Below are 15,594 nucleotides of genomic sequence, written 5' to 3'. Positions count from 1 at the left end.
GTTTCATGCGGCAGTTTTCACCGGCGCAAAAGTTTTTGTATCCGAGAGCTTGAGCGTGGCGCTCACGCTGCCCGTGCGGCCATCTTCAAACTTCACCTGGGTCTCGATGTACTGCTCGGTGCGCCCGGCATACAGCGCCTCGACCAGCACGCCGTACTTGTCGGCAATGAAGCCCCGGCGGACCTTGTTGGTGCGGGTGAGCTCGCCGTCGTCGGCATCCAGCTCCTTGTGCAGCACCAGGAAGCGGCTCACCTGGCTGCCCGCGAGCATGGCGTCGGTGGCGAGGTCGGCGTTGACCTTCTCGATGCATTCGCGGATCAATTCGTACACCTCGGGCTTTTGCGCCAGGTCGGTGTAGCCCGCGTAGGGCAGGTTGCGGCGCTCGGCCCAGTTGCCCACGGCGTCGAAGTCGATGTTGACCATCACGCAGACCCTCTCGCGCTTGTCGCCCAGGGCCACCACTTCCTTGATGTGCGGGAAAAACTTGAGCTTGTTCTCCACATACTTCGGCGCAAACATGGCACCGTCGTTGGCGCCGCCCATGATGCGGCCCACGTCTTTCACGCGGTCGATGATCTTGAGGTGGCCGTGTGCGTCCAGAAAGCCCGCATCGCTGGTGTGGTACCAGCCGTCGGCCGTCAGCACCTCGGCGGTGGCCTTGGGGTTCTTGTAGTACTCTTTGAGCAATCCGGCGGATTTGACCAGGATCTCGCCGTTGTCGGCCACCTTGATCTCCACGCCGCGAATGGGCACGCCCACGGTGTCGGCGCGGGCCTGGTTGTCGGGCTGCAGGCACACAAACACGGCGGTCTCAGTAGAGCCGTACAGTTGCTTGAGGTTGATGCCGATGGATCGGTAGAAGGTGAACAGGTCGGGGCCAATGGCTTCGCCCGCCGTGTAGGCCACGCGCACGCGGCTGAAACCCAGGTTGTTGCGCAGCGGGCCGTACACCAGCAGGTTGCCCATGGCATATTTGATGCGGTCGAGTGTGCCAACCGCTTCGCCATCCATGAGCGCCGGTCCCACGCGCTGGGCCACGGCCATGCAGGCGTGGAACATCTTGCGCTTCAGGGCGCCCGCGTCTTCCATGCGGATCATCACGCTGGTCAGCAGGCCTTCAAAAATGCGGGGGGGCGCAAAGTAGTACGTGGGGCCCACTTCCTTCAAATCGATGGTCACGGTGCTGGCCGACTCGGGGCAGTTGACCACGTAGCCGCAGGCCAGCCACTGCGCGTAGCTGAAGATGTTCTGGCCGATCCAGGCGGGCGGCAGGTAGGCCAGCACTTCTTCGGCGCTGGTGAGCTTGTCGAACTCGGCACCTGCACTGGCGCGGTCGAGCAGCGTGCTGTGGGTGTGCACCACGCCCTTGGGGTTGCCGGTGGTGCCCGAGGTGAAGAACATCGCGGCCACGTCATCGGGCTGGGCCTTGGCGACCTCGTTGCGAAACCACTGGGGGTTCTTCGCGACATGCGCTTGGCCTGCCTCGATCAGCGAGTCCAGAGATGCGAGGCCTTCTTCGGCGTACTTGCGCAGGCCGCGTGGGTCGTCAAAGAAGATGTTGGAGATTTGCGGGCACTGCTCGCGGATTTCGAGCAGCTTGTCTACCTGCTCCTGGTCTTCCACGAGGCAAAAGCGCACTTCAGCGTTGTTCAGCGGGAAAATGCACTCGGCACCCACGGCGTCCTGGTACAGCGGCACCGGGATGGCCCCCAGCGATTGCGCAGCCAGCATGGTGGCGTACAGGCGCGGGCGGTTGGCCCCGATCACCACCATGTGCTCATGGCGCTGCAGGCCGGCCAGGTGCAGCCCGGCAGCCACCTGCTCCACCATGCGTGCCAGATCAGCCCAGCTGTGGGCCTGCCAGATGCCATATTCTTTTTCGCGCAGGGCCGGTGCCGTGGGGCGTTCGGCGGCATGCTTGAGCAGCAGTTGCGGGAACGTGGTCAACATTGCAGGTTCCTAAAAGTGAGAGGGTGTCAGCCCGGTGACTGCCGGGCGCGCAAGCTTGTGTTTGCGTGTTGGGTCCGATGCTAGGACGCACTTTGACGTTATCTTGTCTTGCCGACGACAATTTACGGGAAACTACTTGTCGGGTGAAACCCTGCCTCGGACGGCTGGGCCTGTGCAGTGTGGTGCTGGGGCGCAAGGGGAAGGGCTTCGCATGGGGCGGTATCCTCAGGGTATGTACGCCCCGTTTTTCGGTCTTCAGCATCCCCCTTTTTCTATTGCCCCGGACCCTCGCTACCTGTTCATGAGCGAGCGGCATCGCGAGGCGCTGGCCCATCTGCTCTACGGGCTGGATGCCGGGGGCGGTTTTGTGCTGCTCACGGGGGAGGTGGGGGCTGGCAAGACCACGGTGTGCCGCTGTTTTCTGGAGCAGATCCCGGCGCACTGCGATGTGGCCTACATCTTCAACCCCAAGCTCACGGTGGAGGAGCTTCTGCGCTCCATCTGCGATGAGTTTGGTGTGCCCCACCAGCCCACGGTGCCAGGGGGGGAGACGGTCAAGGACTACATCGACCCGCTCAACGCGGCGTTATTGGCAGCCCATGGGGCCGGACGCAATACCGTTCTCATCATTGACGAGGCGCAGAACCTCTCGGCCGATGTGCTGGAGCAGTTGCGCCTGCTGACCAACCTGGAGACCAGCGAGCGCAAGCTGCTGCAAATCATTCTCATCGGCCAGCCAGAGCTGCGCGCCATGGTCGCCAGCCCTTCGCTGGAGCAGCTGGCGCAACGCGTGATCGCGCGGTTCCATCTGGATGCGCTCAGCCCGCAGGAGACGCAGCAGTACATTGCGCACCGCCTGGCCGTGGCGGGCCTGAACGGGCCGCAGCCCTTCAGCCGGCGCGCCATTCGGCGCGTGCACAAGCTGTCGCGGGGTGTGCCCCGGCGCATCAACCTGCTGTGCGACCGGGCGCTGCTGGGGGCCTACGCCGCAGGAGTGCGTGAGGTCAATGTGGCCATCGTCAACCGCGCCGCCCGCGAGGTGTTTGATGCGCCCGCCTCTGCGGCCGCCGCGCGCACTGCCCGGGGGGCTGGCCTCGCTGGGCCGTTGCGGGGATGGGGGCTTTGGCGGGGGCGGCCTTGGTGGCCGCTGTGGTCGGCGTTCTGGGGGTGTGGCCCCCGCCGCCACAAGGCGGGGGGGCCGTGGTTGCCACCGCGCCAGCACGCCCCGGCGCGGCTGTCCAGCAGTCGCCCGCTGGCAGCAACCCTGTTGTGGCAGGTACCGCAGGGGCGCCCCCTGCGGCGGGCCCGGCCAGTGCGGTTTCGGTGCCTGCTGCCAAGGTCTTGGCGCCTTTGTCTGGCCTGCAGCAGTTTCTTGCGGCGCAGCCCGCCAGCGATGCCTTGGCGTGGCAGGCACTGGCGTCTGCCTGGGGAGCACGCCTGCCGGATGGGGCGGACGCCTGTGCCACACTGCCACGCGATGGCCTTCGCTGCTACCGCAATCGTCGCGCGGGCCTGAATCTGGTGCGACAAATCGACCGGCCCGTGCTGCTGACGCTTTTCCCATCGGAGGAGGGCGACGTGGTGGTAGCTGCCGTGTTGCGCGGCCTCGACGGTGATATGGCCACGCTGGAAGGCTCCGGCCACACGCTGCGGGTGCCCGTGGCAGAGCTGGCGCAGGTGTGGCGCGGCGACATTGCCACGCTGTGGCGCGCCCCGCCCGGCATGCCCGACAAAGGCGAGATCACCGAGACCGTCGCCGGTGCCGCCTGGCTCGACAAACAACTGGCGACCGCCGCTGCCGGGGGCTTGGGGGCAGGCGGGCGACCTGCTACCACCGCAGTGCGTCAATCCCGTGTCCAGCGCTTTCAGTTGGCCCAGGGCGTCACGCCAGACGGCCGCGCCGGCCCTTTGACCCTCATGTTGCTCAACCGCGTCAATGGCGTGAGCGAACCGCGTTTGCGCACCGGAGTCTGATTTTCATGTCCTACATTCTTGATGCGTTGCGCCGCGCAGAAGCCGAACGGGGCCGAGGCGCTGTGCCGGGGCTTCATACGCAGGTGGTCCCAGTGCCTGGTGCGGCGCCAGTGGCGGCGCGGTCGGTGGTTGCCCCGCTGCTGGTCGTTGTGACCCTGGTGGCTGTGGCCGGTGTGGCCGCTGCCGGTGCTTGGTGGATGATGCAGCGCAATGCCCCAGGGGCGGGGGGCGTGGTTGCGGCAACCTCTGTGTCGCCATCGCCATCGCCGTTGTCTGGCTTGGCATCCCCTGTCGCTGCACCCGTGGCGGCGCCTCCTGCAGCATTGGCGCCTGCGGCGGTGCCGTCCCCGGCAGCTCCGTCTGGGGCCCGTCCGTTGCCGGGTGGGTTGGCACCCGCAGAACAGCGCGAGAAACCCGCCGCAGTGCCGACCGCCCAGCGTGCACTGGCCGCAGAAGCGGCCCGCTCACGCGCAGCAGAGCCAGCCCGGGACACTGCGGCGGTTGCCCGCGTCGTCATCCCCAAGGAGCCGACCCCGACCCCTGCCCCGGCTGTGGCAGCGCCCACGGGCACCGTGTTTGCACAGGCGGATCTTCCTGAGGCCGTGCGCGCGCAGCTGCCCTCGCTGAAAATCTCTGGCGTGACCTATTCCAGCAACCCGGTGTACCGCATGGCCATCGTCAATGGTCAGGTGCTGCATGAGGGGGATCCCGCTGGCCCCGGCTTGCTGCTGGAGAAGATCGAACCCGGGCGGACCATCTGGTCCTTCAAGGGGTACCGGTACGGGTTGGCGTCACAGTAGGCGCCTCATAGGCGCTTTACACATAGAAATCGGCCGGTAGCGCTTGATGCGTATGCGCAAGGTGCTATCTATTTGATAGTTTTCGTCAGAGCAATAGCACCGCCCTCAGCGGATGAACCGCCCATCGCGCCCCACCAGCGTCAGCTCCACAAAACGCGAGGCGTTGCGGTCGGGGGTGCTGGCGCTGATCTCAAAACCGCCCAGGTCCCACTTTTTGAGGTTCCAGGTGGCGTCGATGAAGGCTGCACGCGTGGGGTTGCGGCCTGCGCGTTGCAGGGCTTCGGCAAACACGCGGGCGTTGATGTAGCCCTCCAGCGCCAGGTGGGAGGGCTCGGCGGTGGCGCCCGAGGCCTTCCAGGCGGCCTGGAATTCGCGTACCACGGGCATCACCACGTTGGACGGCAGGGGCACCACCTGCGAAATCGCCATGCCTGTGGCGTCCGCGCCAAGGGCCTTTACCGTGGCGGGCGTGCCCATCACCGACAGGGCATACAGCGTCACGCCCCGCTTGAGGGTGCGATAGGCTTTCACGAACTCCAGCGTGGGCTTGCCAGCCAGGCCGATCACGACGGCCTCCAGGTTGCCACTCGCCAGTTTGGTGGCGGCAGCGCCTGCGTCCGAGGCGTTGTTCTCCACCGTCACGCTCAGTGCCTCGGGCAGCTTGAGGCGATCCATCGACTGCTTGGCCGCCGTGAACACTTCTTTGCCGAACGAGTTGTTCTGGTAGACGATGCCGATGCGCTGGATGCCGATGGTTGACAGGTGCTGCACGAGTTTTTCGGCCTCGTCGGCATAGCTGGCGCGGATGTTGAACACGTTGCGGGCGCTTTTGGTGCGGCTCAGCTGCGCGCCGGTGAAGGGGGCGAAGAACGGGATGCCGCTCTCCATCACTTTGGGCAGCATCGCGTCGATCATGGGGGTGCCCATGCAGTTGAACAAAGCAAAGTAGCCCGGGTCGGCCAGGAACTGTTCCACATTGGCCAACGCCTTGGGTACGTCGTAGGTGTCGTCCTGGGTGACCAGTTCGATGGCCTTGCCATGGATGCCGCCGCGCGCATTGATGGCCGCAAACGCTGCCTTGGCGCCCTGGTGCATGGCCGATCCCAGATCCCCCAGGGGCCCGGTGAGGGCGGTGGACTGCGCAATCCTGATCGTGCCCTCTTGCGCTCGGGCGGGGCCGCCCCAGCCCAGCCAGGGCAGGCCAACGGCTGCGGCGGCTGCGGTGGCCAGCACCTGGCGGCGGGCCAGGGGGCTTGGGACGCGTTGCAATGGGGCGCTGGTGTGCGTGTCGGTGGGCGGTTGTCGGGTCATGGTGCGGGTCTCCTCGGGTGCCGGTCGGATGCGGCCGGGGCGCGAGGCGACATCATCCCGTCACGATTGGCATTTTTTTGTCAGTCTGACGACAATTGGGGTCGTGGTATTCCCGCCCCTCACTGTCGCTGCGGGCCGCCCTTTTTCATGAGAACCTTTGCGCTATGGACCCACGCATGAACCAGGACTTGTCACTGCACCAGCGGCGCCGGTCGCCCACGCCGCAGGAACTGGACGGTATTCCGTGGCTCAACCTGCTGCTGCCCGCCGAGCGCGAGCGTGCCGTGGCCTCGTTGCTGGTGGGCGATGCCAAGGCGGGAGACTACGTGTGCCGCGTGGGGCGCCCGGTCACCTACTGGTTCGGTGTGGTGGAGGGCCTGCTCAAGATGAGCACCGACAACGCCCAGGGCCAGACCATGACCTATGCAGGCCTGCCGCCTGGCGGCTGGTTTGGCGAGGGCACCACCATCAAGCGCGAGCCCTACCGCTACAACATTCAGGCGCTGCGCAAAAGCGTGGTGGCGGGGCTGCCGATTGACAGCTTTCACTGGCTGCTTGACCACTCCATTGGCTTCAACCGCTTTGTGATGAATCAGCTCAACGAGCGCCTGGGCCAGTTCATTGCCGCCCGTGAGATCGACCGCCTGAACAACCCCGATGTGCGCGTGGCGCGCAGCCTGGCATCGCTGTTCAACCCCGTGCTGTACCCGGGCGTGGGTGAGGTGCTGCGCATCACGCAGCAGGAGCTGGCTTACCTGGTGGGGCTGTCGCGTCAGCGGGTGAACGAAGCTCTGGCGGCGCTGGAGGGGCAGGGCGCGATCCGGGTGGAATACGGCGGCCTGCGCGTGCTGGACCTGGCGGCGCTGCGGTCCAGTGTGACTCCCCCCTGAGGCGCTTTGCGCCTTCTCCCTGACGGGGATGGCGCCCTCGCTGCGGGGCGGCCCTTGCTCGGCGCCCCTGGTGTAGGCCGCGCCAGTTTTAAAGTCGAGTTAGCTGCGTGGCAGTGCCGGAGCGCGGGAGATGGCTGAGGCCAGGGCGCGCGGGGCTGCCGTACGCGCTGGCGCTGGCACGGCCATGGGCGATGCAGAAGGGGTTGCCGCACCCCAGCTGTTGTCATCGCCACCCACACGCGTGAGCCGGAAAGTGCCCACCATCTGCGTCAGGCGCCCGGCCTGGTCTTTGAGGCTGTCGGCGGCGGCGGCGCCTTCTTCCACCAGTGCGGCGTTCTGCTGCGTCATCTCTTCGAGTTCGCCCACCGAGTGGCTGACATGGCCGATGCGCTGGCTTTGTTCCTGGGTGGCGGCGGTGATCTCGCCCATGATGTCTGACACGCGGCGCACCGACAGCACCAGTTCTTCGATGGTCTTGCCCGCATGGTTCACCAGGGTGCTTCCCTCTTGCACCTGATCCACACTGGCGCCAATCAGCGCCTTGATTTCGCGCGCTGCATTGGCCGAGCGGCCGGCCAGACTGCGCACCTCGCCCGCGACCACGGCAAAACCACGGCCTTGCTCGCCAGCACGGGCCGCTTCTACGGCCGCATTGAGGGCCAGGATATTGGTCTGGAACGCGATACCGTCAATCACGCTGATGATGTCGGCGATCTTGCGCGAGCTGGCGCTGATGGTGTCCATGGTGCGCACCACTTGCGACACCACTTCGCCTCCGCGTGTGGCGGCGTCCGATGCGGTGGAGGCCAGCTGATTGGCCTGTCGGGCCGAGTCTGCGCTTTGCGAGACGGTGCCGGTCAGATCGACCAGCGATGTGGCCGCGCTTTGCAGGTTGTGCGATGTTTGTTCGGTGCGCTGGCTCAGGTCGAGGTTGCCCGAGGCGACCTCGGAGCTGGCCACAAGAATGGAGTCGGCGGTCTGGCCGATTTCACCCACCAGAGTGCGCAAGCGCTCCTGCATGGCTGCGATAGCTTCGAGCAGACGGCCGGTTTCGTCGTGGATGCGCACTTCCACCTGCGAGGTGAGATCGCCACGTGCGATGCGTTCTGCCACCACCACAGCCCGGCCAATGGGCGCTGTGATGCTGGAGGTGATGCGCCACGCAATCAGCGCACCCAGCCCAATGGCCAGCAGCACCAGCAGGCCACCCACCACACGCGCGTTGCTTTGGGTCTGCTCGGTCGACGCCGTGGCTTCGGTGTTGAGGGCGCTCTGCAGTTCGACCAGTTCGCGCAGCTTGGCGCGCCAGGCAGTCTCGCCGGGTGCCACCCGGGTCATGAGCGCCAGTGTGGCGCTCACGGTGTCACCGTCGTCCGCGGCTTTGATGGCGTTGTCGAGTTCGGGGCGGGTTTTCTGGCCCAGCGCCTTCACCTCGCCCAGCAGCCTGATCTCGGCGGGGGTGGCGAGGGCAGGGGTGAGTAGCTCGGTCAGCGCCGCTTCCTGGGTGCTGTACTCCTTGAGCGTCTTGCCCACGGCAGCTATTTGCTCGCGAGCCTGCTTGGGGTCGATGTCGTTGAGCATCGCGGCCGACCGGCTCTGGATACCGATGGCGCTTACGCCCTCCAGCATGCCATTGACCAGCTTGGCCTTGTTGGCCCCGGTGCCGGTGATCTGGCGCATCTGGTCATGTACTTGGCTGACAGACCACTGGCCCAAGGCTGCCACCGCGATGATGAGCACCAACATGCAGCCAAACCCGAGGCTGAGCCGGCTGGAGATCGACAAGGATTTGAGTGAAGAAGCGGCCGACATGGGGGTCCTTGTTGTCTCGAAGGGAATCAAACAGTGTGAACAGGCCGAAGCAATAACGGTGCCCACACTTGGGGTGTGCGGAGAGGCCGGGGGCGTGGTCGGGGCAGTGTAGGCAAAAACGACACAATGTGTCATGAGCGTTGCGGATGGGACCATGCCCGAAATGCATGGACGGACTTGTTACAAATTAGCCGAGCACACGGGTGACGTGTGTGCGTAAAAATGCAACAGAAAGTGGCGCAGTGGATTTGCAAAAAATCGTGTCAAGCGCTTTATTTTCAATGGTATGTTGCTATTGAATTTGAACATTTCCAGCGGGCTCGGGGTTTGCCCTTGGGTGCTGCGGGGATGGCGCCCATCAGGTATAAACCTGTAACACTTGCGAGGTCTTTGATGCACTCCGTTCTTCCCCCTTCGAAGCTTCGTGCAGCCTTTGCTGTGCTGGCGATTTCTGCCTTGCTGGCTGGCTGTGCGGCGACGCCTGCGTCCGACGCGAGGCTGCGGGAGACGGTGGTTGCGGTGACGGCGTCGCATGAACTCATCACCTTTCATGCCGCACAACCTGACCGCATCCTGGAACGGCGTCCGGTGACGGGCTTGCCTGCTGGCGAGCGCCTGGTGGGCATCGACTTTCGGGTGGCCAAGGGCGTGTTGTATGCGCTCTCGCAAGCGGGCCGTTTGTACACGCTGGACATTCCGAGCGGTGCGTTGCGCCCGGTGGGGGCTGCGCCTGCTGCACTGCCTTTGAACGGGGCCGTGTTCGGTTTCGACTTCAACCCGGCCGCAGACCGCATCCGCGTGGTGTCCAACACCGGTCAGAACCTGCGCCTGCACCCGGACACCGGCGCGGCGGTGGATGGTGATCCGGCGGTGGACGGTGTGCAACCCGACCCGGCCCTGCGCTATGCCTGGGGCGATGTGAACGCCCGTCGCAAGCCTGATATCGCCGGGGCGGCTTACACCTACAACCCGAACGACAGCAAGATCACCACCAACTACGCCATCGACCGTGCGTTGGGCGTGCTGGTCATGCAGGGCTCGCGCGAGGGCACCCTGCCGGTGGTCTCGCCCAACTCCGGTCAGTTGCGCACCGTGGGGTCGTTGGGGCTGGGGCCCCTCACCGACGTGGCGTTCGACATTGCCGATGTGGGCAATACGGCGCTGGTGGCTGTGCGCAGTGCTGCGCATAGCCAGACCCTGCTGCACCAGGTGGACCTGGCCACCGGCGCCACCAAGCCTTTGGGGACGGTGGGCGAAGGCGCCCCGCTGTTGGGCATGGCCATAGAGCCATGAGGCAAGGCCTTGTGCTTCTTGCGCGCTGCGCTGACCGAGTGCGGTGGGCCAGCGTGGCAGTGTGCCTGGGGGGCTGAGCACCCTGGCACATTCGGGAACGCTGCAAGTGGACGTACTGGATGCGTTGGGCAAACCACTGGCGGACGCGGTGGTCTTTCTGGACTCCGCTGAGGCGCGCAAGGAGGTCAAGCCGCTGGCTGGCGCCGAAATGGCGCAGGAAAAAAGGCAGTTCGTGCCCGGTGTGCTGGTGGTGACGGCGGGAACCGAAGTGCTGTTTCCTAACCGCGACTCGGTGCGGCACCATGTGTATTCGTTTTCTCCGACCAAGAAGTTTGAGCTCAAGCTCTATAGCGGAACCCCCTCCAACCCCGTTCTTTTCGACAAACCGGGGGTGGTGGCACTGGGCTGCAATATCCATGACCAGATGGTGGGCTGGATTCTGGTGGTGGACACGCCTTACTACGCCCGCACACCGGCTGGTAGTGGCAAGGCGCTGCTCGACAACGTACCGCCAGGCACTTACAGGCTGAGGACCTGGCACATCCGCTTGCCGGTGGGCGCCCCGGCACTGGAGCAAACGGTGACGGTGCCTGCGGCGGGGACTGCTGCTGCCTCGGTGCGTATGACGGGGCTGCAGCCTTGACGCGGCTGCGCCTGGTTCGGCGCAGCCTGATCCTGCGGATGGTGGGGTTGTCGCTGTTGCTGCTGCTCATCGTGCAGGCGGCCGGGTTTGCTGTGGTGCGGGCCTCTATCGACCGCAATGCGCGGGCCCAGATCGCACGGGCCCTGGATCTGGACGAAAACATCTGGAGCCGCCTGCTGGACCAGAACGCCGAGCGACTGCGCCAGGGCTCGGCCCTGCTGGCTGCCGACTACGGCTTCAGATCGGCGGTGAACTCCGGTGACGAGGAGACGATCCAGTCGGTGCTTGAAAACCACGGTAGCCGCATCGGCGCCGCTGTGACAGCCCTGTTGGATACCCGTCTGGAGCTGCGGGCGGTGAGCCTGTCGGACCGGATGGAGCGGTTTCCTGCCACGCTGGGCCTGGTGGTGCCACGCCTGGCGTCGCAACCCCAGGGCAGCCAGATCGCCGTCATGGACGGCGTGCCTTACCAGTTTGTGATGGTGCCCATGCGGGCGCCTGTGGTCATTGGCTGGGTACTGATGGGGTTCCCGATCGATCAGTCGCGGGCCGACGAAATGCGGCAGCTCTTGTCGGTGCATGTGGCGCTGGTGGTCAAGGGGGCCGATGGCGCGGTGAAAGTCCCCGTGAGCACGCTGCCTCCGGATGCCCTGGCTTTGCTGCAACGGGAAGCCGGGGCGGTGGGCGAGATTCAGACGGCCGAGGGCACGTTGCTGGCGCGCTCCAGCCAGCTCGATAGCGTGGGTGGGGAGGTCCGCTCGCTGTTGCTGCGTTCGGTGGATGAAGTGGTAGCGCCCTACCGCCAGTTGCAGGTGCTCCTGGCCATCATCACCGTGGCGGGCGTTTTGTTGTTTGCCGCGGGCACCGGGGTGGTTGCGCAGCGTCTGACAACGCCGCTGCGCTCGCTGCTTGCCGCCACGCAGCGGCTCTCGCGCGGAGAATACGATGTGCCGCTGGAGCACACCGACCGCACCGACGAGATTGGCAACCTGGCGCGTTCGTTCGACCACATGCGGGTGGACATTGGTGCGCAGCAAACCGAGATTCGCCGCCTGGCCTACTGGGACCGTTTGACGGGTCTTCCCAATCGCGAACGTTTTCGCGAGACGGTCGTTCAGGCCATTGCGGGCAGTGCTACGTCAGAGCAGCCCTTGGCGGTGCTCACCCTTGATCTGGATCGGTTCAAGCATGTCAATGACGTACTGGGCTACGCCTTTGGCGACCGGTTGTTGCAGGCTGTGGCTGGGCGCTTGAGTCGGCAAGTTCGCTCACCCGACGATATGGTGGCGCGTTTGGGCGGCAATCAGTTCGCCATCTTGCTGCCTTGTGCCGATGCGTCTGCCGCCCATGACATTGCCCAGCGCATCAACCAATCGTTCGAGGAGCCTTTGGCGTTTGAAGACCAGACCGTGGATTTGAGCGCCGGCATCGGTTTTGCCTGCTGGCCGGATGATGCCGATGATGCTGACACCCTGCTCAGCCGTTCGGAGATTGCGATGTACGCAGCCAAGCGCAAGCTCAGTGGTGCATTGCAGTACGACGCTGCTTTCGACTCGGCCAGTGCACAGACCCTGTCGCTGCTGACCGAGCTGCGCCACGCGGTGGAGCACCATGAACTGCGCCTGTATCTGCAGCCGAAGGTGTCGCTGCATGGGCAGCCCGGCTTGTCGGCCGAGGCGCTGGTGCGCTGGCAGCATCCGCAGCGGGGGCTGGTTCCCCCGATGGAGTTCATCCCGTTTGCCGAGCAGACCGGTTTTGTGCGCCAGCTCACACTGTGGATGTTTGACGAGGTTGCGCGGCTGCTGGCCGACCCGCGCACGCAGGGCCTGCCGCTCAGGGTGTCGGTCAACCTGTCCACCCGCGACCTGCTCGACCCGGAACTCAGCAACCGACTGGCCGACATCCTGGTGCGGCATGACGTACAGGCCAGTGCCTTCTGTCTGGAGATCACCGAAAGCGCGATCATGGACGACCCGCAGCGCGCCGAGGCCATGCTCAACCGGCTGTCCGAGCAGGGCTTCAAACTGTCCATCGACGATTTCGGCACGGGTTATTCGTCGCTGGCCTACCTCAAGCGCTTGCCGGTGGATGAACTCAAAATCGACAAATCGTTTGTGATGGGCATGGAGACGGGCGAAGACGACGCGATGATCGTGCGCTCGACCATTGACCTGGCGCATAACCTGGGGCTTACCGTGGTGGCCGAGGGCGTGGAAACTGCCGGGATCCTGGAGCATCTGCGTACGCTGGCCTGCGATGAGGCGCAGGGTTACCACATCACGCGGCCCCTGCCGGTCGACGATTTCCTGGCCTGGCAGGCGCGCCAGGGGTAAGCTTCACGGGTTATTCATCGGTCGCGATGGCCTCCTGGGCATTGCCGATGGGTTCCCACTTTTGGTCCGTCTGGCTTGCAGGCGAAAATACGTGCAATGTCTACTTCCAGTTCCCGTCCGCCTGTGAGCCCGGCTGCATCCAATGCAGATGGCCCAACCGCCTCTGCGCCCACTGCCCGCCCGGTGCTGCGCCGCCCCGCCGTCGCCGCCAAGGCAGCGCCCGTGCGGCCTGCGCCTGCCCCCCGGCCTGCCAGGGCGCCCGCGCCTCCCAATTACCGCACGGCGACGGGCGCGTTTGTTGCCCCGGTGCGTCAGGCGCCGGTACGGGCGGCTGCAACCGTCGCTGCGAACGGGTTGGTCACGTCCCGCTTGAACAAACGCATGGCCGAGCTGGGGCTGTGCTCGCGGCGCGAGGCCGACGACTGGATTGCCCAGGGCTGGGTCAAGGTCAATGGCGAGGTGGCGCCCATGGGACTGCAGGTCACAGCGGCCGATCGAATCGATGTGGACAAGGTGGCTCAAGATTTTCAGGAGCAGCGTGTCACCATCCTGCTGCACAAGCCCATGGGCTACGTGAGCGGCCAGGCCGAAGACGGCCACACGCCTGCCGTGGCGCTGATCAATCCCCGCACGCACTGGCGTGATGACCCTAGTCGCCACCGGTTTTCGCCCCCGCAACTGCGCGGGCTGGCGCCTGCGGGGCGGCTGGATATCGACTCAGTGGGCCTGCTGGTGCTGACGCAGGACGGCCGCGTGGCCCGGCAGATCATCGGCGAGGACTCCGAGATGGAAAAGGAGTACCTGGTGCGCGTGGTCTACCAGGCCCCCGGCCAGGCGGTCCCCCGCCACCCCAGCGAGCGCTCCGCGCCGCTGCAGGAAATTGACGAGCGTGACCCTGTCAGCACCAATGTGCAGGCGGTGTTTCCGACTGAGTTGCTGGAGCGCCTGCGCCATGGCCTGAGCCTGGACGGCGAGGCGCTCAAGCCCGCCAAGGTCGATTGGCAAAACCCCGAGCAGCTGCGTTTTGTGCTCACCGAGGGCAAAAAGCGCCAGATCCGCCGCATGTGCGAACTGGTGGGGCTCAAGGTGGTGGGCCTCAAGCGAATCCGCATCGGTCGCGTGACCCTGGGCAACCTGCCCGCGGGGCAGTGGCGCTACCTGTCGCCGCAAGAGCGCTTCTGAGTCTGTGGGCTCCCCGCGTAACGCATGCCGCGCATAGCATCGCATTGTCTGAACGGAGCCTCCCATGCCCCCCTCACCACCGCCCTTGGGGCCACCCACTCCTGGCGGAAAGCGCCGTGTAGGCGCAGTGCCTGCTCCGGCCAATCCGCTGCGCCAGTTGCGTGCGTCGGACTTGCGTGGTGTGGCCCGCCTGGCCACACAGGCCACTACCGGCATCAGCCGGGTGGCCGAGGGCGTGCACCAGTCGGTACTGGGCACGCTGGGGCTGCCGGGGGGCGCCCAACCGGGTCGCGCGCGGGGGCTCACCGGTCTGGTGTACCAAAGCATCCGGGGGGTGACACAGCTGGTGGACGCTGGCCTGCAGGCCGGGCTGGCGCGGCTGGAGCCATTTTTTGCCTCCACCACCCCGAGGGGCGAGGTGCACTGGGAGCGCGAGGCGGTGGTTGCCGCACTCAATGGCGTGATGGGCGATCGCTTGCAGCGCGACGGCAACCCGCTGTGCACGCAGATGGGCTTGTACCAACACGGCCTGCCGCTGGACCTGCGCGCGCTGGCCGCGTCCGGTGCGGCCACGGGCAAGCTCTTGGTGCTGGTGCATGGCCTGTGCATGAACGACCTGCAATGGCTCCGCCACGACCATGACCACGGCGCCCATCTGGCCCAGGCACTGGGCTACACGCCGGTGTACCTGCGTTACAACACGGGCCAGCATACCTCCACCAACGGGGCTGAGCTGTCGGCCCTGCTTGAAGCCCTGGTGGCCTCCTGGCCCGTGCCGGTGACGGATCTGTCCATCGTGGCCCACAGCATGGGCGGTCTCGTGGCGCGCAGCGCCTGCCACCATGCCGCTCAGGCGCCGGCAGGCGCCAGCGGCTGGCTGCCCCGGCTGCACCACCTGGTCTTTCTGGGCACGCCGCACCATGGCGCGCCTCTGGAGCGCGCAGGCCACTGGGTGGACGTGCTGCTGGGAAGTACCCCCTATTCGCGCCCGTTTGCACGCCTGGCCCAGCTGCGCAGCGCGGGCATCACTGACCTGCGCTACGGCCATGTGCTCGATGCCGACTGGTTCGGGCGCGATCGCTTTCGCAAAAGCCCCGACCAGCGCACCCCGGTGCCGCTGCCCGCCGGAGTGGCTTGCCACGCGGTGGCGGCGACGCTGGCGGCGCGGCGCAGCCCGGTGGGCGAACGGCTGGTGGGGGACGGGTTGGTGCCATTGCACAGTGCGCTGGGCATCCACGATGATGGCGAGCGGACGCTGGGTTTTGCCAAGGCGCAGCAGGCGGTGTTTTACCGCCTGGGGCACCTGGACCTGCTGGCGGATGTGGGCGTGGCCCGGCAGCTGCAGGACTGGATGCAGGGCTCTTGATGCATGAGCACCTGGGCACGGCCTGCTTTTTGACACACGC

The 15,594-nt window shown here is 65.9% G+C and carries 10 protein-coding genes and 1 pseudogene; 8 read left to right on the top strand and 3 right to left on the bottom strand.

Translation table 11 applies throughout. The annotated features are described in order from the left end of the window. Positions 1-3: 3 nt before the first annotated feature. The gene (locus CLU85_RS20755) at positions 4-1,950 is read right to left on the bottom strand and encodes a long-chain fatty acid--CoA ligase (RefSeq protein WP_100411938.1); all 1,947 of its coding nucleotides are present in this window, start codon (positions 1,948-1,950) and stop codon (positions 4-6) included. A 232-nt stretch (positions 1,951-2,182) separates the two neighbouring features. Between CLU85_RS20755 and CLU85_RS20750 the strand changes: the two are divergent. Together CLU85_RS20750 and CLU85_RS20745 are read left to right on the top strand one after the other, a co-directional pair. Beyond that, a pseudogene (locus CLU85_RS20750) lies at positions 2,183-3,924 on the top strand (AAA family ATPase). Positions 3,925-3,929: 5 nt separating this feature from the next. Further along, positions 3,930-4,724 carry a general secretion pathway protein GspB gene (locus CLU85_RS20745; protein ID WP_100411937.1) on the top strand — a complete coding sequence of 265 codons (795 nt, stop codon included), beginning with the start codon at positions 3,930-3,932 and terminating at the stop codon, positions 4,722-4,724. Positions 4,725-4,829: 105 nt separating this feature from the next. Here CLU85_RS20745 and CLU85_RS20740 read toward each other — a convergent pair whose 3' ends face one another. Next, entirely contained in the window at positions 4,830-6,035 is a 1,206-nt protein-coding gene (locus tag CLU85_RS20740; RefSeq protein ID WP_100411936.1) for an ABC transporter substrate-binding protein, read from the bottom strand. A 176-nt stretch (positions 6,036-6,211) separates the two neighbouring features. Here CLU85_RS20740 and CLU85_RS20735 point away from each other — a divergent pair, with 176 nt between their 5' ends. Continuing rightward, positions 6,212-6,925 (top strand): Crp/Fnr family transcriptional regulator, encoded by a 714-nt coding sequence (locus tag CLU85_RS20735; protein WP_198509226.1) that lies wholly within the window; start codon positions 6,212-6,214, stop codon positions 6,923-6,925. A gap of 99 nt (positions 6,926-7,024) precedes the next feature. Here CLU85_RS20735 and CLU85_RS20730 read toward each other — a convergent pair whose 3' ends face one another. Continuing rightward, positions 7,025-8,737, bottom strand: a complete 1,713-nt coding sequence (locus tag CLU85_RS20730) for a methyl-accepting chemotaxis protein (protein ID WP_100411934.1) — start codon at positions 8,735-8,737, stop codon at positions 7,025-7,027. Between the two features lie 393 nt (positions 8,738-9,130). Here CLU85_RS20730 and CLU85_RS20725 point away from each other — a divergent pair, with 393 nt between their 5' ends. From CLU85_RS20725 to CLU85_RS20705, 5 genes are all read left to right on the top strand, one after another. Next, a complete protein-coding gene (locus CLU85_RS20725) occupies positions 9,131-10,030 on the top strand; it encodes a DUF4394 domain-containing protein (RefSeq protein ID WP_100411933.1) in 900 nt (299 codons plus the stop codon). 43 nt (positions 10,031-10,073) lie between these two features. Then, entirely contained in the window at positions 10,074-10,673 is a 600-nt protein-coding gene (locus tag CLU85_RS20720) for a methylamine utilization protein (protein ID WP_232727887.1), read from the top strand. 38 nt (positions 10,674-10,711) lie between these two features. Then, on the top strand, positions 10,712-13,006 hold the full coding sequence (locus CLU85_RS20715) for a bifunctional diguanylate cyclase/phosphodiesterase (protein ID WP_100412675.1): 2,295 nt from the start codon (positions 10,712-10,714) through the stop codon (positions 13,004-13,006). A gap of 183 nt (positions 13,007-13,189) precedes the next feature. Further along, positions 13,190-14,188, top strand: coding sequence for a pseudouridine synthase (locus CLU85_RS20710; RefSeq protein ID WP_100411932.1), 999 nt, complete (start codon positions 13,190-13,192; stop codon positions 14,186-14,188). Positions 14,189-14,252: 64 nt separating this feature from the next. Beyond that, positions 14,253-15,554 (top strand): triacylglycerol lipase, encoded by a 1,302-nt coding sequence (locus CLU85_RS20705; protein ID WP_232727886.1) that lies wholly within the window; start codon positions 14,253-14,255, stop codon positions 15,552-15,554. Positions 15,555-15,594 lie beyond the last annotated feature (40 nt).

It is taken from the genome of Acidovorax sp. 69 (genome assembly GCF_002797445.1).
Classification (GTDB): domain Bacteria; phylum Pseudomonadota; class Gammaproteobacteria; order Burkholderiales; family Burkholderiaceae_C; genus Acidovorax.
This window is presented reverse-complemented; position numbering and strand designations above follow the sequence as displayed.

Bases quoted from the DNA above. Each gene is read 5' to 3' on its own strand.
- CLU85_RS20755 (WP_100411938.1), bottom strand. From the start codon at position 1,950: ATGTTGACCACGTTCCCGCAACTGCTGCTCAAGCATGCCGCCGAACGC.
- CLU85_RS20745 (WP_100411937.1), top strand. From the start codon at position 3,930: ATGTCCTACATTCTTGATGCGTTGCGCCGCGCAGAAGCCGAACGGGGC.
- CLU85_RS20740 (WP_100411936.1), bottom strand. From the start codon at position 6,035: ATGACCCGACAACCGCCCACCGACACGCACACCAGCGCCCCATTGCAA.
- CLU85_RS20735 (WP_198509226.1), top strand. From the start codon at position 6,212: ATGAACCAGGACTTGTCACTGCACCAGCGGCGCCGGTCGCCCACGCCG.
- CLU85_RS20730 (WP_100411934.1), bottom strand. From the start codon at position 8,737: ATGTCGGCCGCTTCTTCACTCAAATCCTTGTCGATCTCCAGCCGGCTC.
- CLU85_RS20725 (WP_100411933.1), top strand. From the start codon at position 9,131: ATGCACTCCGTTCTTCCCCCTTCGAAGCTTCGTGCAGCCTTTGCTGTG.
- CLU85_RS20715 (WP_100412675.1), top strand. From the start codon at position 10,712: ATGGTGGGGTTGTCGCTGTTGCTGCTGCTCATCGTGCAGGCGGCCGGG.
- CLU85_RS20705 (WP_232727886.1), top strand. From the start codon at position 14,253: ATGCCCCCCTCACCACCGCCCTTGGGGCCACCCACTCCTGGCGGAAAG.